The sequence below is a fragment of the Kitasatospora sp. CM 4170 genome (genome assembly GCF_032110285.1).
In the GTDB taxonomy this organism is placed as follows: Bacteria; Actinomycetota; Actinomycetes; order Streptomycetales; family Streptomycetaceae; genus Kitasatospora; species Kitasatospora aburaviensis.
Window position 1 is genome coordinate 4647053 of sequence record NZ_CP134877.1, and the last position, 20417, is coordinate 4667469.

Sequence of the window (20417 nt, forward strand, 5' to 3'; positions counted from 1 at the left end):
TGCCCCTCAGTGGTTCACTGGGGGGCATGACCACAGACCCCACTCCTTTCCAGGGACAGAACCTCCTCGGCGGCCCGGCCCCGACGCAGCTTCCCGCGGAGCCCGGTCCGCTGCAGCTGCTGGCCGGCGGCGCCTCCCCGGCCGAGGTCGCCGCGAAGTACCCGACCTCCTCGCTGGCCTGGGCCCAGCTCGCCGACGACGCCTTCGCGGCCGGCCGCACCGTCGAGTCCTACGCGTACGCCCGCACCGGCTACCACCGCGGCCTCGACGCGCTGCGCCGGGCCGGCTGGAAGGGCCACGGCCCGGTGCCGTGGGAGCACGAGCCGAACCGCGGCTTCCTGCGGGCGCTGCACGCGCTCGGCCGGGCCGCCGCCGCGATCGAGGAGAAGGAGGAGGCGGAGCGCTGCGCCCAGTTCCTCCGGGACAGCTCGCCGACCGCCGCCGCCACCCTCGGCTGACCGGCCCCACCCGCCTGCGGGCCGACCCGGCCCGACCCGACCGCCCCCGCCGCCCGCCCGGGCGGCGGGGCTCCGTACGCCCTGCATACCCGGTATGTGGACAGTCACCCGTCCGCCGTGCCAGGGTGTGCGAGCGAGGGGGACGCAACACACGGCAGTTCGACGGCTCCGCGGCCCCAACCGGTCCCGACAGGAAGCCCCACCGTGCCCCCAGCCCGATCCGACCAGCGCGGCTCCCGCGCGCGCAGCGCCGGCCGCTCCGGCACCGGCCGGGCGCGGGGCTCGGGGCCCCACGGCAGCGGCCCGCGGTCGGCCGCCGGCCGGCGGCGCAGACAGCGCCGCAGACCGGGGCCCGCGATGGTCGCGGCCCTGGTCGCCGCCCTGGCGATACTCGGCGGCACGGTCTTCGTGTTGAACCGCCCCGACGTCCTGCCGGACGGCGGGCAGACCGCCCAGGGCCGGGTCGCGCCGTCCGGCGTCGGCGCCACCGCCGCGGCGACCGGCCCGACCGCCACCCCGACACCGACACCCACCACTGCGTCGGCCCAGCCCGCCCCGCAGCCGAGCACCCCCACGCCGACGGCGCCCGACCCCGGCCCGACCAAGGGCGCGGGCACCTTCACCGTCGCCCCCGGCGCGGCGGCCCCGGTCGGCAAGGGCCCCGTCCGCCGGTACCGGGTCGAGGTCGAGGACGGCATCGGGATCGACCCGGCGTCGGCCGCGGCGCAGGTGCAGGGGATCCTCGCCGACAAGCGCGGCTGGACCAACGACCGCAAGAACGGCTTCCAGCTGGTCGCGAGCGGCTCCTACGACTTCACGGTGAAGATCGCCTCACCGGCCACCGTGGACCGGATCTGCGCGGCGTCCGGGCTGGACACCCACGGCGAGGTGAACTGCAACGTCGGCAGCCAGGTGCTCGTCAACGTCAAGCGCTGGAACACCGGTTCACCCCAGTTCAGCGGCCCGATCGAGGAGTACCGGGCACTGATCGTCAACCACGAGGTCGGCCACCGGATCGGGCACGGGCACGAGACCTGTCCGGGCAAGGGCAAGCCCGCGCCGGCGATGATGCAGCAGATCTACGGCCTCAAGGGGTGCGAGCCCAACGCCTGGCCCTACACCGCGGACGGCACCTACCTCGGCGGCCCCTCGGTGCCCTGAGCCGACCTGTTCCGGGATCAGCCCAGGAGCGGGAGGTACGCCCGCAGGTCGCTCCGCTCGCCACTGGCCGAGACGGCGGCGGCCTCCACCTCGGCGGCCCAGCCGGTGCGGCCGGCGGCGAGCCGGATCCAGGTCAGCGGGTCCGTCTCGACGACGTTCGGCGGGGTGCCGCGGGTGTGCCGGGGGCCCTCGACGGCCTGCACCACCGCGTACGGCGGCACCCGCAGCTCGACCGCGCCGCCGGGGGCCCGGTCGGCCAGCGCGTCGGCGAGCAGCCGGGTGACGGCGGCGAGCGCCTGCCGGTCGTGCGGGAAGGGCTCCGGGCCGAGCGCCCGGGCCAGGTCGTCGGCGTGCACGACGGTCTCGACCAGCCGGGTCACCAGCATGTCGGAGAGCAGCATCGAACCGAGCCGGATCTCGAACCTGCGCTCCGGGTCCGCGACTTCGCGGCCGGCCAGGGCGGCGAGCAGCGCGTCCGCGGCGCGGTCGAAGGCGGCCGCCACCGCAGCCGGGCCGCCGCCGAACCCGCCCGCCGCGTGCTCGCGCGCCGCCGCGTCCAGGAGCGGAGCGGACTCGGCGACCCGGGCCACCCAGCGCAGCAGGTCCAGCGGGGGGCGGCCCTCCAGCGGGTCGTCCAGGTGGGCGGGCACCCAGTCGAGTTGGACGGCCAGGTGCGCCAGCAGTTCACGCACCCGCCACTCCCCCAGGCCGGCCGGCCGCTCCAGCAGGTCGGCGGCGTCCGGGCGGGCGCAGAGCTGCCGGACGGCGGCGCGCAGCGCCTCGGTCTGCCCGGCGAGCGCGGTGCGGACCTTGGCAGGCTGGTACGTACGGGACTTGGCAGGCATGGCCCCAACATACGCCGAGGGGCGGACGGTTCGGCAGAACCGTCCGCCCCTCGGCGGCACTCGGCGTGACCGCTCGCCCCGGGCTCGGCCCGGGGCGAAGCGCGCATCAGGCCAGCAGGGCCTCGATGACGCCGGTGTGGGCGTCCTTCAGCTCGGCCAGCGAGACGGTGAACTGGCCCTGGACGTCCAGGACATCGCCGTCGACCACACCGATCCGGGTGGCCGGCAGGCCACGGGCGGTGCACATGTCGTTGAACCGGAGCTCCTCGCTGCGCGGCACCGCGACGACCGCACGGCCGGCCGACTCGGAGAACAGGAAGACGAACGGGTCCGTGCCCTCGGGCACGATGATCCGGGCACCGTGGCCGCCCTTGAGGCAGCTCTCCACCAGGGCCTGGCCGAGGCCGCCGTCGGAGAGGTCGTGCGCGGCGTCGATCATGCCGTCGCGCGAGGCGGCGATCAGGATCTCACCGAGCAGCCGCTCGCGCTGCAGGTCGACCTTGGGCGGCAGACCGCCGAGGTGGTCGTGGACCACCTGCGACCAGGCCGAGCCGCCGAGCTCGTCCTCGGTGTCACCGAGCAGGTAGAGCAGCTGCCCCTCCTCGGCGAAGGCGACCGGGGTGCGCCGGGTGACGTCGTCGATGACGCCGAGCACCGCGACCACGGGGGTCGGGTGGATGGCGACGTCGCCGGTCTGGTTGTACAGCGAGACGTTGCCGCCGGTGACCGGGGTGCCGAGCACCTGGCAGGCGTCGGCCAGACCGCGGGTCGCCTCGGCGAACTGCCACATCACGTCGGAGTCCTCGGGGGAGCCGAAGTTGAGGCAGTCGGAGACGGCGAGCGGCTTGGCACCGCCGGCCGCGACGTTGCGGTACGCCTCGGCCAGGGCCAGCTGGGCACCGGTGTACGGGTCCAGCTTGGCGTAGCGGCCGTTGCCGTCGGTGGCGACCGAGACGCCGAGGTTGGTCTCCTCGTCGATCCGGATCATGCCCGAGTCCTCGCCGACGGAGAGCACGGTGTTGCCGAGCACGTAGCGGTCGTACTGGTCGGTGATCCAGGACTTGGAGGCCTGGTTCGGGTGGGCGGCGACCTTGAGCAGGTCGGCCTTGAGGCCCTCGCCGGTGGCCGGGCGGGCCAGCCGCTCGCCGGTGGGGGCGTCGGCCTGCAGCGCGTCCTGCCAGCTCGGGCGGGCGAACGGGCGCTGGTAGGTCGGGCCCTCGTGGGCGACGGTGCGCGGCGGCACGTCCACGACCTGCTCGCCGTGCCAGAAGATCTCCAGGCGCTCGCCGTCGGTCACCTCACCGATGACGGTGGCGATGACGTCCCACTTCTCGCAGATCTCCAGGAAGCGGGCGACCTTGGCCGGCTCGACGATGGCGCACATGCGCTCCTGCGACTCGCTCATGAGGATCTCCTCCGGCGAGAGCGTGTTGTCGCGCAGCGGGACGGTGTCGAGCTCGATCCGCATGCCGCCGGTGCCGGCCGAGGCCAGCTCGGAGGTGGCGCAGGAGAGGCCGGCGCCGCCGAGGTCCTGGATACCCGCGACCAGGTCCTCCTTGAAGATCTCCAGGGTGCACTCGATCAGGAGCTTCTCCTGGAACGGGTCGCCGACCTGGACGGCGGGGCGCTTGGCCGGGCCGGTGGCGTCGAAGGTCTCCGAGGCGAGCACGGAGACGCCGCCGATGCCGTCGCCGCCGGTGCGGGCGCCGTAGAGGATGACCTTGTTGCCCGGGCCGGAGGCCTTGGCCAGGTGGATGTCCTCGTGCTTCATGACACCCACGCAGAGCGCGTTGACCAGCGGGTTGCCCTGGTAGCAGGAGTCGAAGACGACCTCGCCGCCGATGTTCGGCAGGCCCAGGCAGTTGCCGTAGCCGCCGATGCCGGCGACGATGCCGGGCAGCACGCGCCGGGTGTCGGGGTGGTCCGCCGCACCGAAGCGCAGCGGGTCCATCACGGCGACCGGGCGGGCGCCCATCGCGAGGATGTCGCGCACGATGCCGCCGATGCCGGTGGCCGCGCCCTGGTAGGGCTCGATGTACGACGGGTGGTTGTGCGACTCGACCTTGAAGGTGACCGCGTAGCCCTGGCCCACGTCGACGACGCCGGCGTTCTCGCCGATGCCGACGAGCATGGCGTCGTTCTCGGGGGCCTTCTCGCCGAACTGCTTCAGGTGGACCTTGGAGCTCTTGTACGAGCAGTGCTCCGACCACATGACGGAGTACATCGCGAGCTCGGCGCCGGTGGGACGGCGGCCGAGGATCTCGCGGATGCGCGCGTACTCGTCCTCCTTGAGGCCGAGTTCGGCCCAGGGCTGGGCGGCGTCCGGCGTCTGCTCGGCGTTCTTGACGGTGTCGAGGCTCATCAGGCGTTCACCAGCTGCTTCAGGACGGAAGTGAAGAAGCCCAGGCCCTCGGTGGTCGGACCGGTGAGCGGCTCCACGGCGTGCTCCGGGTGCGGCATCAGGCCGACGACGTTGCCGGCGGCGTTGGTGATGCCGGCGATGTCGCGGTACGAACCGTTCGGGTTGACGTCCAGGTAGCGGGCGACGACCCGGCCCTCGGCCTCCAGCTCGTCCAGGACGTGCTGGTCGGCGACGAAGCGGCCCTCGCCGTTCTTCAGCGGCACGACGATTTCCTGGCCGGCCGAGTAATCCCGGGTCCACGCGGTGCCGGCGTTCTCGATCCGCAGCTTCTGGTCGCGGCAGATGAAGTGCAGCGAGTCGTTGCGGGTGAGCGCGCCGGGCAGCAGGTGCGATTCGCAGAGCACCTGGAAGCCGTTGCAGATACCGAGGACCGGCATTCCCTGCTTCGCCTGCTCGATGACGGTCTCCATCACCGGCGAGAAGCGGGAGATGGCGCCGCAGCGCAGATAGTCGCCGTAACTGAATCCGCCGGGCAGGACGACCGCGTCGACCTGGTGGAGATCCTTGTCACGGTGCCAGAGGGCGACCGGCTCGGCGCCGGCCAGGCGGACCGCGCGCTGGGCGTCGCGGTCGTCGAGGGAACCGGGGAAAGTGACGACGCCGACTCGGGTGGTCACTTGCCCTCCTCCTCGATGCGGACGGTGAAGTCCTCGATCACGGTGTTGGCGAGGAAGGTCTCGGCGGCTTCGCGGATACGGGCGAGCGCGGCGTCGTCGACCGGGCCCTCCAGCTCCAGCTCGAAACGCTTGCCCTGGCGGACGTCGGCGATCCCGGTGAATCCGAGACGGGGCAGTGCGCGCTGCACCGCCTGTCCCTGGGGGTCGAGGATCTCCGGCTTGAGCATGACGTCGACTACGACGCGTGCCACTGGCACTCCCGGTGGTGTCTTCGTGAGGCGGGGGAACTCCAGACTACCGGGGGTTTCGGGCGGGATTGCTGGCCGGGGAGGGCGACGCGCGTAGACCCGAGACCCTTACGCCGCAAGGGTTCCAGCCCCGCGGAGCGCCCCCCGCGGCATCCGATTTCAGTGGATTCGGCGCCCCGAAGGAGAACGCCCGAAGAGCACCCGAATACCGGCACTCCGGGACAGATCGACCGGCCGAGTGCGCGGGTATCCGGCACTCCGGCGAAGACACGTGAATATCCGGAAAAGAAAGCCGGACTCTTCGATTTCGACCCCCTTCGGGTGCAGAATAGGGCCACCTGCCGCGGCAAGCGCCGCGTATCCGGCACGCCATCAGGCCTGCCCGCATGCGCTTGCGCGAGTGGTGCACATCAGGCCTGGGGAACGCACCCCGCGCCCTTCGGCCGAATTGCCCGAGAGGATTGACACCCATGGCTCAGCGTGTAGTCGTCACGCTCTCCGACGACCTGGACGGCGGCGCCGCCGCGGAAACCGTCCACTTCGGCGTCGACGGGAAGTCGTACGAGATCGACCTGTCCCTGGACAACGCGGAAAAGCTGCGGGAGGCCCTCGCTCCGTTCGTCGCGGCCGGCCGCCGCCAGAGCCGCACCGGAAAGTCCTTCCGCCGCACCGCGCTCACCCCGGACCCGGCCGCCGTGCGCGCCTGGGCCCAGTCCCGCGGCATGGAGCTGCCGGCCCGGGGCCGCATCCCCAAGCACGTGTACGAGGCGTTCGCCGAGGCGAACTGACCGCTTCCCGGCCCGGTCGTCCCATCCGCCACAGGAGGGTGGGACGACCACCCCGAAGGATGCTGTAGAGTATTCCTCGTCGCCGCAACGGAGAGATCCGAAGAGGCGGCCGGTGCCCCACCAGGCACCGTGCGGACGTGGCTCAGTTGGTAGAGCATCACCTTGCCAAGGTGAGGGTCGCGAGTTCGAATCTCGTCGTCCGCTCGCAGTGCGCGAGCACAGCACAACTCAATAGTTTGACCATGCGGACGTGGCTCAGTTGGTAGAGCATCACCTTGCCAAGGTGAGGGTCGCGAGTTCGAATCTCGTCGTCCGCTCCAGCACGAAGGGCCCCCTCGATCGAGGGGGCCCTTCGGCATTCCCCCGCGCACTCCCCGACCGGGCCGATGACATTTGTCATCGCCGACCCGTGGATCCGCACCGCCGTCCGATGAGGCCGTGCACTGCCCGCGAGGCCTTCCCGGCGGAAGGCTTGAGCCATGGAAACGCGCCAGCCCCTCGCCCCGGGCGACCCCGTGATCGAGGTCACCGACCTCCACCGCCACTACGGATCCGGTACCACCGGCTACCACGCGGTGCGCGGGATCAACCTCACCGTCGGCCGCGGCGAGCTGTTCGCCCTGCTCGGCACCAACGGGGCCGGCAAGACCTCCGCGATGGAGCTGATCGAGGGCCTCGCCGCCCCGACCGGCGGCCGGGTCCGGGTGCTCGGCAGCGACCCGCACCGCGAGCGCGCCGCCGTCCGTCCCCGGATCGGCATCATGCTCCAGGAGGGCGGCTTCCCCGGGGACCTCACCGTCGCCGAGACCGGCCGCAGCTGGGCCGGCATGACCAGCGGCGCCCGCCCGGTCGACGAGGCGCTGGAGCTGGTCGGCCTCAACGGCCGCCGCAACGTCCGGGTCAAGCAGCTCTCCGGCGGCGAGCGCCGCCGGCTCGACCTGGCGATGGCCCTGCTCGGCCGGCCCGAGGTGCTCTTCCTGGACGAGCCCAGCACCGGCCTGGACCCGGAGGCCCGCGCCGCCGTCTGGCGGCTGGTCCGCGACCTGCGCGCCCAGGGCACCACCGTGCTGCTCACCACGCACTACCTGGAGGAGGCCGAGGAGCTGGCCGACCGGCTGGCCATCATGCACGGCGGCCGGGTCGTCACCACCGGCACCGTGGCCGAGGTGATAGCCGGCCGCCCCTCCCGGATCGGCTTCGAGCTCCCCGCCTTCGCCGGCACCTCGCTCCCGCCGCTGGCCGGCGCCCACGTGGCCGTGGACGGCCGGAAGGTCACCGTCCAGACCCCGCGCCTCCAGGCCACCCTCACCGAGCTGCTCGGCTGGGCCGACCGCCACGGCATCGAGCTCGGCGGCCTGGACGCCCGCAGCGCCTCCCTGGAGGAGGCCTTCCTGGCCATCGCCTCCGAGGCCGCCCTGGAGGCACCCCGGCCCCCCACCGACACCCCCGCCGACCGCCCCGCCCGCCGCCGCCTGATGGGACTCGCCCGATGAGCACCGCCGCCACCACCGCCGTCCCGCAGGGCGCCGGCCGCCCCAGCACCACCGCCCGCCGGCTGCTCGCCCTCGGCCGGGCCGAGGCCGTTCTGCTGCTGCGCAACCGGACCGCCCTCTTCACCGCCCTGCTGCTGCCGCTGCTGCTGGTCTTCGGGCTGAAGAACGCCCTCACCGAGCAGGCCAAGGGCAACCCCGGCCTGGACGTCGACTCCCTGCTGGTCAACGGCGCCGTCGGGATGGTCCTCGCCTTCGTCGTCTACTACAACCTCACCGCCGCCTACGTGGCCCGCCGCGGCGAGCTGGTGCTCAAGCGGCTGCGCACCGGCGAGGCCCGGGACGCGGAGATCCTGGCCGGCACCGCGGTGCCCTCGGTCGGGCTGGCCCTGCTGATGTGCACCGTGATCGGCGGGGTGGGCGCCTTCGCGCTGGACCTGGCCGCGCCGGTCAACCCGCTGCTGATGGCCGCGGGGCTGGTCCTGGCCGTCGGCACCCTGATGGCGCTGGCCGCCCTCTCCAGCGCCTTCACCAGGACCGTCGAGAGCGCCGGGATCACCACCATGCCGGTCCTGCTGGTCACCCAGTTCGGCTCCGGCCTGTTCTTCCCGCTGGAGATCATGCCCGACCGGCTGGCCGACGCCTGCCGGCTGCTGCCCACCACCCCGGCCTTCCAGCTGCTCCGTCTCGGCTGGTTCGGCACCGACGGCTCCGCCGCCCCCACCGGCTTCGCCGGCACCTGGGCCACCGCCGCCCCGCACCTGCTGACCGGCACCGCCTGGTTCGCGCTGGCCGTCTGGGGCGCCGTCCGCTACTTCCGCTGGGAGCCGCGCCGCTGACCGGCCGGCGGCAGCACCGAAGGTCCGCCCCCCGTCCGGCCTCTGATCCGGCCTCTGATCCGACCTCTGATAGGAAGACAGCAGCACGATCATGAACGGACGGGGAGCGGAACAGATGGGCGTCGTGAATCCGGTGCGCAAGTGGCGGGGCTACAGCAAGCCGCAGCGCTCCGAGCTCTACCTCCGCTGGTCGCTCTACCTGATGGCGCTCGCCCCGCTGCCGATCAGCCTGCTGAGCAACACCTCCACCGCGGAGAACGAGGGCTACGGGGACGCCGCCCGGGTCGCGCTGGTGATCGGCCTCCTCCTGACCCTCACCACCCTGCGTGCCTACCGCACCTCGCTGGACCACTACCTCAAGCGGCCCTCCGACCACCTGCGCTGGCTCGCCCTGAACAGCGGCGTCGCGGTGGCCGGCTGCTGGGCCGTCCTGCTGCTCGGACCACGGGGCGACACGGGGGCGGACCCGCTGCCGTTCAGCGCCGCCTACACGAGCACCATCCTGTTCTCGGCCTTCGGTCCGGTCGCCGTCGGGCTGCCGCCGCGCTGGTCGGCCCCGGCCGGGCTGGCCGGGCTGCTGGCCGCCGCGCCGCCCATGTTCCTGGTGGGCATCAATCCGGTCGCCGCCTGCGGGGCGCTCACCTTCACCGCGATCGTCATGACCTTCGTCGGCTGCAGCTGCCGCAGCTTCGCCTGGCTGCAGTCGGTGGTCTGGGAGCTGGACGCGGCCCGCGAGGCGCAGGCCCGGCTGGCGGTCGCCGAGGAGCGGCTGCGCTTCTCCCGCGACCTGCACGACGTGATGGGCCGCAACCTCACCACCATCGCCCTGAAGAGCGAGCTCGCCGTCCAGCTGGCCCGGCGCGGCCGCCCGGAGGCCGCCGAGCAGATGGCCGAGGTGCAGAAGATCGCCCAGGAGTCCCAGCGCGAGGTCCGGGACGTGGTGCGCGGCTACCGCACGGCCGGACTGCACGCCGAGGCGATCGGAGCCCGGGCGGTGCTCCGCTCGGCCGACGTGGACTGCGTGATCGACCTCGGCGAGGACGCCGACCGGCTGCCGCTGCCGGTGCAGTCCGTGCTGGGCTGGGTGATCCGCGAGGCCACCACCAACGTGCTGCGGCACAGCGAGGCGGACCACTGCGCGATCCGGCTCTCCCGGGCGGGCGACCGGGCGGTGCTGGAGCTGGAGAATGACGGGGTGCCCGCCGTGCCGATCCCCTCCCAGGGCAGCGGCACCGGGCTGCGCGGGCTGCGCGAGCGGCTCGCCGCCCACGACGGCGAGCTGACCGTCCCGGACGCCGGGCCGGGCCGGTTCCGGCTGCTCGCGACCGTCCCGCTCTGACCCGCTCCGCCGCCCGCCCCGCAGGAAGGCCCGCCCGATGACCGACACCGCCCCCGTGCGCGTCCTGCTCGCCGACGACGAGCACCTGATCAGGGGGGCGCTGGCCGCGCTGCTCTCGCTGGAGGAGGACATCACCGTGGTCGCCCAGGCCGCCTCCGGCCCGGAGGCGCTGGCGATGGCGCAGGCGCACCTCCCGGACATCGCCGTGCTGGACCTGCAGATGCCGGGGCTGGACGGCATCGAGGTGGCGTCGCAACTGCGCCGGCTGCTGCCGGACTGCCGCTGCATGATCGTCACCGGTCACGGCCGCCCGGGCTACCTGAAGCGGGCGCTGGAGGTCGGCATCCGCGGCTTCCTGCCGAAGACCGTCTCGGCGGCCGACCTCGCCGGGATCATCCGGACCGTGCGCGCGGGAGGCCGCTACGTCGACCCCGAGCTGGCGGCGGACGCGATCAGCGCGGGCGAGACGCCGCTGACCCCGCGCGAGACGGACGTGCTGGAGCTGGCCGCCGACGGCACCTCGATCGCCGAGATCGCCGAGCGCGCGTCGCTCTCCCAGGGCACCGTCCGCAACTACCTCTCCTCGGCCGCCGGCAAGCTGGGCGCCGAGAACCGCCACGCGGCGGTGCGGATCGCCCGCGAGCACGGCTGGATCTGAGATCCGCCGCGCCCGCGGGCGGGGCCGGGGTCAGGCCCAGGTGGTGCCGGTCAGCCGCTCGTAGACCTCGATGTACTTGGCCCGGGTCTGCTCGACGATCTCGGCGGGCAGCGCCGGCGGCGGCTCCTCGCTGTAGCGGTCCCAGCCGGAGGCCGGGGAGACCAGCCAGTCGCGGATCAGCTGCTTGTCGAAGGACGGCTGCGAGCGGCCCGGCTGCCACAGGTCGGCCGGCCAGTACCGGGAGGAGTCCGGGGTGAGCACCTCGTCGCCGATCACCAGCTCACCGTCCAGCAGGCCGAACTCGAACTTGGTGTCGGCCAGGATGATGCCGCGCTCGCGGGCGATGTCACGGGCCCGGGCGTAGACGTCCAGGGTGGTGCGGCGCAGCCGGTTGGCGAGCTCGGCGCCGATCCGGCGGGCGGTCTCCTCGTAGGTGACGTTCTCGTCGTGCTCGCCGACCTCGGCCTTGAGCGCCGGGGTGTAGATCGGGGCGGGCAGCTCGGAGCTGTTCTCCAGGCCCTCGGGCAGGGCGATGCCGCAGACCGTGCGGCTCTCCTCGTACTCGGTGAGGCCGGAGCCGGCCAGGTAGCCGCGGGCGACGGCCTCGACCGGGATCATCTCCAGGCTGCGGCAGACCAGGGTGCGGCCCTTCCAGTCGGCGGGTGCACCGGCCGGGACCTCGGTGGAGACCACGTGGTTGGGAACGATGTCGGCGATCCGCTCGAACCACCACAGCGAGAGCTGGGTGAGGATCCGGCCCTTGTCGGGGATCTCGTTCGGGAGCACCCAGTCGTGGGCGGAGGTGCGGTCGCTGGCGACCATCACCAGGTCGCCCGACCCGGTGCGGTAGAGGTCGCGCACCTTGCCGGTGTGCAGGTGGACCAGGCCGGGTACCTGAACGGGCTCGGGCTTGGTGACAAATCCACTCACGGTCGTCTCAGTCCTCAGGGGTCGTTCGCGGGCGTGGGGCGGCGCGAAAGGGGAGGTCAGTGTCCCGAGTCTGTCATGGACGCCGGTGCCGGCCGGACCGGGGCGGGTCGGCCGCTGTCGCACCGGCCGCTCCCGCACCGGCCGCTCCCGCCGGGGTGGTCCGCCATCAGCCGTTCTTGCAGAGGTGGTCCAGCAGATTGGCGGTGGCCCGCTGGATCCGCTCGTCGGTGAGCCCTGGCCGGTCCAGCGCCGGCGACCAGGCGAAAGTCCCGGAGGCGAAGACGTACGCGCCGCTCGGCGCCCGGTAGAGCGAGGTCTCCTGGAAGCGGGTGCGGCCGGCGAGGTCCCGGTACGGCGAGTGCGCGAGCAGCACCCGCTCGGTGTGCTCGGGCAGGGCCACCCGGGGGTAGTAGCGGTCGGCCTCGCCGGCGACCAGGCCGGGCAGCTCGTCGCCCTCCTGGAGGCCGGTGCCGGCCCAGAGCCAGTGCGCGGTGTGCCGCGCGACCAGCGGGACGGGTGCCGCGACCCGGCCCGAGTACTGCAGCCCGAGCAGGTGCTGCTCGGGCTCGCCCGCGTCCCGCCAGAGCGCGCTGGCGGCGCCGGGCGCGCCGGCCGCCGGGCTGCCGGCCGGGACCTTCTGCCGCTTGCGGCAGTTGAGCAGCCGGTTGGGCTCGCCGGAGGCGGCGGCGGACAACTCGACCCGCCAGTACATGGTGTTGGCCGAGAGGAAGACCAGTGAGGTGCCACCGTCGCGGGCCCGCTCGGCGGCCCGGCGCATCGGTTCGGACCAGTACTCGTCGTGGCCGGGGAAGACCAGCGCCCGGTGCCGGGAGGCGTCGACCAGGCCGGCGTGCAGGTCGGTGGCGGTGGCGTAGGAGAGGTCGTAGCCGTAGCGCTCGGCCCAGCGGATGAAGTCGTAGGCGTGGCCGACGTGAAGCGGCAGCCCGGCGGTCGCGTGCGGGCGGTCGAAGGAGACGGTGACGGCCGCCTCCGGCTCGCCGACCAGCCGGCCCGCGTCGTCCCAGGCGTGGTAGAGGCTGGCGCCGCTGCGGCCGTCCTCGGGGAAGAGGTTGTACGCCTGCCAGGTCACGTCCGGCAGCACCAGGAGCAGTTCGGCGGCGTGCATCCGGTCCTCGAAGTCCCGGACCGTGAAGGGGATGTGGCTGCGGTGCAGCATGTCGCCGGTGGTCAGCACGGCGACGTAGGCGCCGGGGCGCCAGTGGGTGGGGATCTGCAGCCGCCAGGTGTGCCACCAGTGGTGGCAGGAGACGGTCCGGCCGGCCACCAGCGGGGCCGGCTGGAGCATGCCGGCGATCAGCGGGCTGGAGGTCATGTGGTGGGCGCCGTCGCCGCCGTAGTGGCCGATCCGGAAGACGTCGACGGTGAACTCGCGGGGCGGGTTGACGGTGACCCGGAAGTCCACCGAGCCGCCGGGGCGGACCACCCCGGCCGAGGCGAAGCCCTTGATCTGCTGCACCACGTCGTTGGCGCCCTGCGGGGTGCCGACCGACGGCTTGGGCCTGGCACCCGCGGTCAGCGGCCGCTGCCCCGGGGCGTCGACGGAGACGTACCAGGGGACGGCGCCCCCGGCACCCGCCAGGTACTGGTCCGGACTGCGCAGCCAGGGCAGCGGGCCCTGGCCGAAGGGGTCGGAGACGCTGTACGCGTGCGTTCCGGACTCCCATCGGCGGTTGAGTTCCGTCCCCACGCGCCCCTCCCACTGGTGCACCCTCCGCCGGATGGCACGTGCCCACCGGATGTGCGTGCGGTCTAATACACCACAGAGCGCTGGCGCTGCGTCACCCAACGGTAGCAACTAGTGGCGGGGAATCTTCCGCTCCGCCCCGGCAGGGCCCCCGGCCTGCGAAGACCTGCCGCCGGCGGTCCGGCCGGGGGCGCGCACCCAGGCGCGAGCGCCCTCCCCCACCGTGCGGTCCGGCCGCCGGTCAGAGCCGTACCGGCTTCTCCAGCCGGACGCCGGCCGCGTCCAGCCAGGCCCGCAGCGGGCCGTCCTGGCCCTGCTCGACGGCCTGGGCGACCGGGCCGGCCAGGTCGGTGCGGCGCACCCCGCCGATCAGCAGCACGGGGCCGTCCAGCCAGTCCAGGCCGGGGGTGGCCCCGGCGGTGTCGACGGCGGCGCAGCAGACCATCGCGGTGACGTGGTCGACCAGCAGGTCCCGCCCGGTGCGGACGGGTTCCAGCAGCGGCGCGGGGGCCGTGGTGCGGGCCAGCTGGGCGGTCAGTGCCGCGGCCAGCTGCTCGCCGTCGCCCTCGGCGAGCCGGACCAGCAGCCGGGTCAGCGTCGGGGCGCCGGGCCGGGCCTGCGGGGCCGGGCCGTCCAGGGCGGACTGCAGGGCCGCGGCGCGGGCCCGCCAGCCGGCGTCCACCACCTCGGCCGGGTAGTCCGACCACTCCAGCTCGCGCCAGCCGCCGGAGGCGGGACGGCCGAAGAACAGCTCGGCGGCGAGCCGCGAGACCGCCGCGTCGACGGTGCCGGGCTCCTCCAGCAGGTCGCAGGCGGGGCGGTCGCCGAGCCGGCTGCCGTATCCGTCGGCCAGCCGGTCGCGGCGGGACAGCTCGGTGAGCGCGGCGACCACGCCGGCGTTGAGGTGCGCCGGGTGCCGGCCGAGCCGCCAGGCGGGCAGGGCGACCCGGGTGAGCAGCCGGTCCCAGCCGGCGTAGGCGAGGCCGACCTGCTCCTGGGCGGCGATCCGCAGCCCGTAGTCGACCGCCCTGGCCTGCTCGGAGGCCCGGCCGGCGACGGCCCGCTCCAGCTCGGCGGAGTGCCCGCGGCAGGCGCGGAGCAGCCGGCGGGTGATCCGGTCGGTGAGGGCGGCCGGGCCGCGGCGGGCGGTGCGCGGCGCGGGGGGCGCCGGAGCGCCGCCCAGGCCGGGCGGCGGGGCGTCGGCCAGGCTGGCGTCCAGGGAGCGCAGGAAGCGGCGGGCGGCGGCGATCTCCGGGTCGGCGGCGGCCGCGGTGCCGGCCACCACGGGGGCCAGCAGGGCGCGCAGCTCGCCGGCCCGCATCCACCAGAGGAAGGGCGAGCCGATCACCAGCACCGGGGCGGGCGGCTCCGCGCCGCGGGCCGGGCGGTGGCGGCGGACCGGCGGGGCGGCCGGGACGTCCTCCAGCCAGCTGTCGCAGTCCGGGGTGAGGGCGATCGCGGAGGGCGCGGGCACGTCCAGCCGGTCGGCCAGCTCGTTGATCAGCCGGTACAGCTCGGGGGCCTCGGCGCGCTCCAGCGGGACGACCGGGGTCTGCGGCGGTACGGCGCGGCGGTAGGTCCGGGCGGCCAGTCCGGCGACCAGGAGGGTCACGGCGGCGACGGCGCAGACCGCCCACCGGGCGGCGTCCCAGGCCACGGCGTCGGCCGCACCCGGTGCGCCGATCCGACCGGTGATCCGGCCCGCGAGCAGGACCACCGCGGCGGCGGCGGGCAGCGCGGCGACGGCCAGGGCGAGGCCTCGGACCCGCAGGACCGCCTGGGCGTGAGCGCGCGCGGTGTCGACAGCGGCCATACGGTGCGGCACCCCCTTCGGAGTCCTCGGGCGCCCGGCGACGGGCCCTGAGCCGACTCGAAACGATCAGTTCCGACTGGGAAACGGCGGCGTCCGATCCCCGGTAGTACATGCTGCGTGGCGCTTCTGACATTTTCGACGCCCGTCTCCGGGCGGGTGTTCCGGTTCTCCCGGTTTCCACTCGTCCCGGTGACGGCGCCCGGATTCCGGACGACGCGTCGTGGCCCGCGCGAAGCGACCCGGGCGTGTCGACCCGGCCGGACGCCGTCCAGCATCCCCCCGCGCGACCGCCGCTACCCGGCGGCGACCACGGACGACCCGGCCCGTGGTGCTGCGGACCAGCGCACCATAAGGCCGTGCGCCCGGTTACGTCAGCCGGATGCGGGTGCTGTCACTCGATGGGCTGGATTCCGGCCGCCGAACGGTGTGGCGGCCGGTGCAGGCGCTCCGACCCCGCCGCCCCCGGAAACGCCGCAGGGCGCTGCGTCCATGGGGGTTGTTTCCCACCTGGAGCAGCGCCCTGCGGAACGCCTAACCCACCTGCTACTGGGCGGCCTTGAGCGCGATGTCGGTCCGGTGCTGGCCGCCCTTGAGGGAGATCCGGCCCACCGCGCGGTACGCCCGGTCGCGCGCCTCGGCCAGATCGGCCCCGGTGGCGGTGACGGAGAGGACACGGCCGCCGGCGCTCAGCACCCGGCCGTCCTCGTCCGCGCTGGTGCCCGCGTGCAGCACGTACGCGGTGCCGTCCGCGGCCTCGGCCTCGGCCAGGCCCTCGATCGGGTCGCCGGTGCGCGGCGCGGCCGGGTAGCCCTCGGAGGCGACCACCACGGTGACGGCGGCGCCGTCGTCCCAGCGCAGCGGCTCCAGCTGGTCCAGCGTGCCGGTGGCGGCGGCGTGCAGCACGCCCGCCAGCGGGGTGCGCAGCCGGGCCAGCACGACCTGGGTCTCCGGGTCGCCGAAGCGGGCGTTGAACTCGATCACCCGGGTGCCGCGCGAGGTCAGCGCCAGGCCGGCGTAGAGCAGGCCGGAGAACTCGGTGCCGCGGCGGCGCAGCTCGTCCACGGTGGGCTGCAGGACGGTCTCCAGGACCTCCTCGACCAGGCCCTCGGGGGCCCAGGGCAGCGGGGAGTACGCGCCCATGCCGCCGGTGTTGGGACCCTCGTCGCCGTCCAGCGCGCGCTTGAAGTCCTGGGCGGGCTGGAGCGGGAGGACGGTGGTGCCGTCGGTGACGGCGAAGAGCGAGACCTCGGGGCCGTCGAGGAACTCCTCGACGACCACCTTCCCCCGGCCCTGACGGCCGGGAGGTGCCCCCACGCAGGAGGCGGCGTGGGCCAGCGCGGCCTCGCGGTCGGAGGTGACCACGACGCCCTTGCCGGCCGCCAGACCGTCGTCCTTCACCACGTACGGGGCGCCGAAGGCGTCCAGCGCCTCGGCCGCCTCGGCCGGGGTGGAGCAGACGTAGGAACGGGCGGTGGGCACGCCGGCGGCGGCCATCACGTCCTTGGCGAACGCCTTGGAGCCCTCCAGCCGAGCGGCCCGGCCGGACGGGCCGAAGACGGGGACGCCGGCCGCGCGCAGGGCGTCGGCGACGCCCGCGACCAGCGGGGCCTCCGGGCCGACCACGACCAGCTCGCTGCCGAGCCGCCGGGCGAGCGCGGTGACCTCCGCGCCGTCCAGCTGGTCGACCGGGTGGACCGTCGCCACCTGCGCGATCCCGGCGTTGCCCGGGGCGCAGTGCAGCTCGGTCACGGCGGGATCTTGGGACAGAGAGCGGCACAGGGCGTGTTCGCGGGCGCCGCCGCCGATGACGAGGACCTTCACGGAGGGCAAGGGTAGTCGCTGACCGGTTCGAGCCGTCCGCCGGTCCCGTCGGAACACACCAACGGAATCCGTCCGTACGCTGCCGGAGCAGGAGATTCCTCCAAACCGGCCCCCGGTTCGGATGCCCTGGGTGTCCGGGTCAGAACGGCGGGTCACCGGGGACTCGCTCGGACGGGTGAAATCCCGTCGGCCGCCGCACCCCCCTCACCTCGGCGTCCGGTGGCCGGATCAGATAACGATCATTGGCGAAGCGCCCCCACGGTCAGCCATTTGGCGGTAAGAAGTGCTGTTGGACCACCGCCGGCCGCGGCCGGTGCGCCGCCCCGGGTGCCCACACTGCCCGGGGTGTCGCGCGTCCGACCGCGTCGCCCGACGCTCCACGGCCGGCCAGGCCGATGGCGCGTCAGGGGGCGCACCGCCAGACCAAGCAGTCCGCCCGCCACAGGGAGCCCCACAGGTGAGCCAGCCGGAAATGCAGCCCGAGGAGAGTGCCTGGGGCAAGGAGATCGGCGAGGAGGACCCGCCCGCCGCGACCGTCGCGCACCGGTCCTCCACCGGGCGCCGGGCCGATCTGAGCACCCGACAGTTCCCGCTCGGGGACTGGGGCGAGCCCGCCGAGCGGCTGGAGGAGCTCTACCGCTGGTCCGAGGAGCGGGCGGTGGAGGCGATCGACTGGTACCGCCGGGACCGGGTCTGGAAGCGCCGCTGGGCCCGCCTGCTGCGGTTCGGCGCGGCCGGCTTCGCGGTCGGCGGCGTCACCGCCCCACTGGTGGACCTCACCGGTGCCGTCGCCCACGCCACCAGCTGGGGCTACGTCGGCCTGGCCCTCGCCGCGGCCTGCTACGGCGCGGACCGGGTGTTCGGGCTGACCTCCGGCTGGATGCGGGACGTCTCCACCGCACAGGCGCTGCAACGCCGGCTGGAGGCCTTCCAGTTCGACTGGGCGTCGGAGTGCGTGCGCGAGGTGCTCGGCCCCACCGAGGGCACCGCCGGCGAGGCGGCCGAGCGCTGCCTCGGGGTGCTGCGGCGGTTCTGCGAGGACATCTCGGACATGGTCCGCACCGAGACCTCGGAGTGGATGCTGGAGTTCCGCGCCGGGATGACCCAGCTGCCCACCCAGGCGGCCGGCAGCTGGGGCGGGCGGAGCGAGACGGTCGGCGGGGCGCAGGTGCGGATCCTGCCGCCGCCGGGGGCGAGGCCCACCATGCCGCGCCAGCGGCCGCCGGAGGGCCCGCTGCGCTGAGGCCGGCGGCGCTGCCGGGCCCGCCGCCGGACCACCGGGGCGGGCAGGCGGCCCCCAGTCAGGCGAAGACGATCATCGAGCCCTGGGTGACGCTGCGGGTGGCCGCCGCGTACAGGCCCGCCCAGGCGTGCCGCTCCCGGGCGAACGGGTGCAGGTCGTCCAGCGGCGGGCCGAACGGCTGCTCCAGGCCGGTCGGGCCGAGCGGCCGGGTCGGGCTCGGCGGGTTGACCGGGTCGATGCCCAGCGCCGGTGCCACGGCCTGCAGTTCGCGCAGCAGGCCGTAGCTGGAGCCGAGCGGGCCGCCCGAGGCGAGCAGCACGTCGTCCACCAGCGGCACGGCGAACTCGATCGGCACGTAGGCCCCGGCGTGGTCGAAGTGCCAGACCAGGTGCGACTGCTCGGCGTTGGTCTCGAACATCTCCAGCAGCTGCTCGTAGTCGCCGCCGAGCGCGTCCACCGGCGTGATGTCCAGGCCGGTCAGCCCCAACAGGTAGGCGCGGCGCAGGAAGTGCAGCGAGTCGTAGTCGAAGGCGGCTATCGGCTCGACCGCCCCGCTCAGCCCCGGCACGTACTGGAAGACCGGTACCTCGGGCAGTCCGCGGGCGGTGAGCGCGGTGTTGTAGAGCGCGAGGTCGTCCCGGAAGGGGTTCTCGGGGCTGTGGCTCAGGACGTCCACGAGCGGGACGAGCCAGAGGTCGCAGGCCATGGGCCGGCTCTTCCTCTCCGGGCGGCGGAGGTCGCTCGCGGGGCGGGCGACGGATGGGCGGGTCGGGTCCGGACGGTCGGTACGGGAACCGCGGGACGACGACCGCCCACCCTACCGGCCCGGCGCGCGGTGCGGATCGGGCCGCCCCTCGGGCAGGTGGCCGGACGGCGGGTCGGCCGGCCGGCGGCCGAAGCGGGTGAAGGCCACCGAGCGCGGCTGCGGCACCAGGCCCAGGCCCAGGCCGAGTTCGCGGCCGAGTTCCAGGCCCAGCTCGCGGTCCCGGAGGCGGGCGCGGCCGGCGGTGGCGTCGGCGGAGTGCGGCGGCTCCGGCCGGGCCGGTCCACCGCTCCCGCCGGCGCTCCCGCCGGTGTCCGTGTCCTCACCGGCGGAACTCCCGGCCGGGGACGCGACGGCGCCCGCGGCGGGCGCCCCCGGCCCGGAGCCGTCCGCCGCGGGCCCGTCCGGCCCGGCGTCCGACCCGGCGGCCGGTGCCGGCTCCGCCGGGCCGAGCCCCGCGGTGAGCAGCGGCAGGACGCCCACCGACTCCAGCGGCCGCCCGGTCAGCTCCGCCAGCAGCCGGACGGTGAACAGGTTGTACTCGCAGATGATCCGGTACGCACCCGTGAGGTCCCGCACGGCGATCGCGTCGACCAGGTCGAGGTGGCGGTCCCAACAGACCCCGTCCAGCCTCGGCATCCCGCGCAGGTAGGGCGCGGCGAACATCCAGGACTGCACCCGCAGCCAGTCCAGGTAGTCGCCGATCCGGCGGTTGCCGAGCAGCCCGGCCACCTCCTGCCAGAACCGGCGGTCGCAGCCCACCATCACGTCCAGGTTCCCCGCCCGGGCGGCCCGGACCGCGGCGTCCGCCCGCCGCCGCAGCGAGGGCAGCCGGGCGTCGGTGTCCGAGGTCTCGGGGCGCAGGGCGAGCTGGCGGACGTAGCTGTCCGTGAGCAGCACCCGGGCCTCGAAGATCTCCAGGAAGTCGTCCCAGCCGAGCTCGGGCACGGTGAACCCGCGGTGGTGCTCGGTCCGGAGCAGCCCCTGCGCGCCCAGGTCGACCAGCGCCTCGCGGGCCGGCGTCGCCGAGACCCCGTACAGGTCGGCGATCTCCTTGACGGTGAAGTTGCGCCCGGCCGCCAGCCGGCCGGCCATCATCTCCTCGCGCAGCGCGCCCGCGATCTGTTCGCGGAGGCTATTGCGGTGGATCACGGGGCGGGTGTCGCCTGCGCCGGTGCCGGACATGCGCGCGACCTCCTCGGGCGGGCTCTACGACCGGCCCCGGGGCGGACCGGCCGGTGAAGGGCGGGGAACACGACGAACGCTCATCTTCTCAA

General features: G+C 74.5%; 18 protein-coding genes and 2 tRNA genes. 10 read left to right on the forward strand and 10 right to left on the reverse strand.

Translation table 11 applies throughout. The features are described from left to right. Positions 1-26: 26 nt before the first annotated feature. Both RMN57_RS19690 and RMN57_RS19695 read left to right on the forward strand, forming a co-directional pair. On the forward strand, positions 27-458 hold the full coding sequence (locus tag RMN57_RS19690) for a DUF3151 domain-containing protein (RefSeq protein WP_313764663.1): 432 nt from the start codon (positions 27-29) through the stop codon (positions 456-458). A 204-nt stretch (positions 459-662) separates the two neighbouring features. Beyond that, entirely contained in the window at positions 663-1619 is a 957-nt protein-coding gene (locus tag RMN57_RS19695) for a DUF3152 domain-containing protein (RefSeq protein WP_313764664.1), read from the forward strand. A gap of 17 nt (positions 1620-1636) precedes the next feature. Here the strand turns inward: RMN57_RS19695 and RMN57_RS19700 are convergent, their stop codons facing one another. The 4 genes from RMN57_RS19700 to purS form a co-directional block, all read right to left on the reverse strand. Next, the gene (locus RMN57_RS19700) at positions 1637-2464 is read right to left on the reverse strand and encodes a sterol carrier family protein (RefSeq protein ID WP_313764665.1); all 828 of its coding nucleotides are present in this window, start codon (positions 2462-2464) and stop codon (positions 1637-1639) included. Between the two features lie 106 nt (positions 2465-2570). After that, positions 2571-4826, reverse strand: a complete 2256-nt coding sequence (gene purL / locus RMN57_RS19705) for a phosphoribosylformylglycinamidine synthase subunit PurL (RefSeq protein WP_313764666.1) — start codon at positions 4824-4826, stop codon at positions 2571-2573. Beyond that, positions 4826-5503 (reverse strand): phosphoribosylformylglycinamidine synthase subunit PurQ, encoded by a 678-nt coding sequence (purQ, locus tag RMN57_RS19710; protein ID WP_313764667.1) that lies wholly within the window; start codon positions 5501-5503, stop codon positions 4826-4828. The genes purL and purQ overlap by 1 nt, the downstream gene beginning before the upstream one ends. Continuing rightward, positions 5500-5754: a phosphoribosylformylglycinamidine synthase subunit PurS gene (gene purS / locus RMN57_RS19715; protein ID WP_209415641.1), complete on the reverse strand. Its 255-nt coding sequence runs from the start codon at positions 5752-5754 to the stop codon at positions 5500-5502. Before purS ends, purQ begins: the two co-directional genes overlap by 4 nt. Positions 5755-6221: 467 nt before the next feature. Here purS and RMN57_RS19720 point away from each other — a divergent pair, with 467 nt between their 5' ends. The 7 genes from RMN57_RS19720 to RMN57_RS19750 all read left to right on the forward strand — a co-directional run bounded on the left by RMN57_RS19720 (position 6222) and on the right by RMN57_RS19750 (position 10865). After that, complete coding sequence (locus RMN57_RS19720; RefSeq protein WP_238860361.1) at positions 6222-6539, forward strand: Lsr2 family protein; 318 nt, start codon at positions 6222-6224, stop codon at positions 6537-6539. Between the two features lie 131 nt (positions 6540-6670). Then, positions 6671-6743: transfer RNA gene (locus RMN57_RS19725), tRNA-Gly, on the forward strand. 40 nt (positions 6744-6783) lie between these two features. Continuing rightward, positions 6784-6859: transfer RNA gene (locus tag RMN57_RS19730), tRNA-Gly, on the forward strand. A 159-nt stretch (positions 6860-7018) separates the two neighbouring features. Next, on the forward strand, positions 7019-8032 hold the full coding sequence (locus tag RMN57_RS19735) for an ABC transporter ATP-binding protein (protein ID WP_313764668.1): 1014 nt from the start codon (positions 7019-7021) through the stop codon (positions 8030-8032). Next, positions 8029-8868, forward strand: coding sequence for an ABC transporter permease (locus RMN57_RS19740; RefSeq protein ID WP_313764669.1), 840 nt, complete (start codon positions 8029-8031; stop codon positions 8866-8868). Before RMN57_RS19735 ends, RMN57_RS19740 begins: the two co-directional genes overlap by 4 nt. Positions 8869-8983: 115 nt before the next feature. Beyond that, positions 8984-10207: a sensor histidine kinase gene (locus tag RMN57_RS19745; protein ID WP_313764670.1), complete on the forward strand. Its 1224-nt coding sequence runs from the start codon at positions 8984-8986 to the stop codon at positions 10205-10207. A gap of 37 nt (positions 10208-10244) precedes the next feature. Beyond that, a complete protein-coding gene (locus RMN57_RS19750; protein ID WP_313764671.1) occupies positions 10245-10865 on the forward strand; it encodes a response regulator transcription factor in 621 nt (206 codons plus the stop codon). A gap of 30 nt (positions 10866-10895) precedes the next feature. Here RMN57_RS19750 and RMN57_RS19755 read toward each other — a convergent pair whose 3' ends face one another. From RMN57_RS19755 to purD, 4 genes are all read right to left on the reverse strand, one after another. Beyond that, the gene (locus RMN57_RS19755) at positions 10896-11795 is read right to left on the reverse strand and encodes a phosphoribosylaminoimidazolesuccinocarboxamide synthase (protein ID WP_313764672.1); all 900 of its coding nucleotides are present in this window, start codon (positions 11793-11795) and stop codon (positions 10896-10898) included. Positions 11796-11961: 166 nt separating this feature from the next. Next, positions 11962-13503, reverse strand: a complete 1542-nt coding sequence (locus RMN57_RS19760; RefSeq protein ID WP_313764673.1) for a N,N-dimethylformamidase beta subunit family domain-containing protein — start codon at positions 13501-13503, stop codon at positions 11962-11964. A gap of 238 nt (positions 13504-13741) precedes the next feature. Next, positions 13742-15313 (reverse strand): hypothetical protein, encoded by a 1572-nt coding sequence (locus RMN57_RS19765; protein WP_313764674.1) that lies wholly within the window; start codon positions 15311-15313, stop codon positions 13742-13744. A 543-nt stretch (positions 15314-15856) separates the two neighbouring features. Continuing rightward, positions 15857-17134: a phosphoribosylamine--glycine ligase gene (gene purD, locus RMN57_RS19770; RefSeq protein ID WP_313764675.1), complete on the reverse strand. Its 1278-nt coding sequence runs from the start codon at positions 17132-17134 to the stop codon at positions 15857-15859. Between the two features lie 457 nt (positions 17135-17591). Here purD and RMN57_RS19775 point away from each other — a divergent pair, with 457 nt between their 5' ends. Continuing rightward, on the forward strand, positions 17592-18377 hold the full coding sequence (locus RMN57_RS19775) for an SLATT domain-containing protein (RefSeq protein ID WP_313764676.1): 786 nt from the start codon (positions 17592-17594) through the stop codon (positions 18375-18377). A 58-nt stretch (positions 18378-18435) separates the two neighbouring features. Here the strand turns inward: RMN57_RS19775 and RMN57_RS19780 are convergent, their stop codons facing one another. Next, positions 18436-19083, reverse strand: a complete 648-nt coding sequence (locus RMN57_RS19780) for a hypothetical protein (protein WP_313764677.1) — start codon at positions 19081-19083, stop codon at positions 18436-18438. A 111-nt stretch (positions 19084-19194) separates the two neighbouring features. Next, positions 19195-20325 carry a GntR family transcriptional regulator gene (locus tag RMN57_RS19785; protein ID WP_313764678.1) on the reverse strand — a complete coding sequence of 377 codons (1131 nt, stop codon included), beginning with the start codon at positions 20323-20325 and terminating at the stop codon, positions 19195-19197. Between the last annotated feature and the right edge of the window lie 92 nt (positions 20326-20417).

Excerpts from the sequence above, each read along its gene's own strand:
- RMN57_RS19690 (WP_313764663.1), top strand. The coding sequence starts at position 27 with ATGACCACAGACCCCACTCCTTTCCAGGGACAGAACCTCCTCGGCGGC.
- RMN57_RS19700 (WP_313764665.1), bottom strand. The coding sequence starts at position 2,464 with ATGCCTGCCAAGTCCCGTACGTACCAGCCTGCCAAGGTCCGCACCGCG.
- purL (WP_313764666.1), bottom strand. The coding sequence starts at position 4,826 with ATGAGCCTCGACACCGTCAAGAACGCCGAGCAGACGCCGGACGCCGCC.
- RMN57_RS19720 (WP_238860361.1), top strand. The coding sequence starts at position 6,222 with ATGGCTCAGCGTGTAGTCGTCACGCTCTCCGACGACCTGGACGGCGGC.
- RMN57_RS19735 (WP_313764668.1), top strand. The coding sequence starts at position 7,019 with ATGGAAACGCGCCAGCCCCTCGCCCCGGGCGACCCCGTGATCGAGGTC.
- RMN57_RS19740 (WP_313764669.1), top strand. The coding sequence starts at position 8,029 with ATGAGCACCGCCGCCACCACCGCCGTCCCGCAGGGCGCCGGCCGCCCC.
- RMN57_RS19745 (WP_313764670.1), top strand. The coding sequence starts at position 8,984 with ATGGGCGTCGTGAATCCGGTGCGCAAGTGGCGGGGCTACAGCAAGCCG.
- RMN57_RS19750 (WP_313764671.1), top strand. The coding sequence starts at position 10,245 with ATGACCGACACCGCCCCCGTGCGCGTCCTGCTCGCCGACGACGAGCAC.
- RMN57_RS19765 (WP_313764674.1), bottom strand. The coding sequence starts at position 15,313 with ATGGCCGCTGTCGACACCGCGCGCGCTCACGCCCAGGCGGTCCTGCGG.
- RMN57_RS19780 (WP_313764677.1), bottom strand. The coding sequence starts at position 19,083 with ATGGCCTGCGACCTCTGGCTCGTCCCGCTCGTGGACGTCCTGAGCCAC.
- RMN57_RS19785 (WP_313764678.1), bottom strand. The coding sequence starts at position 20,325 with ATGTCCGGCACCGGCGCAGGCGACACCCGCCCCGTGATCCACCGCAAT.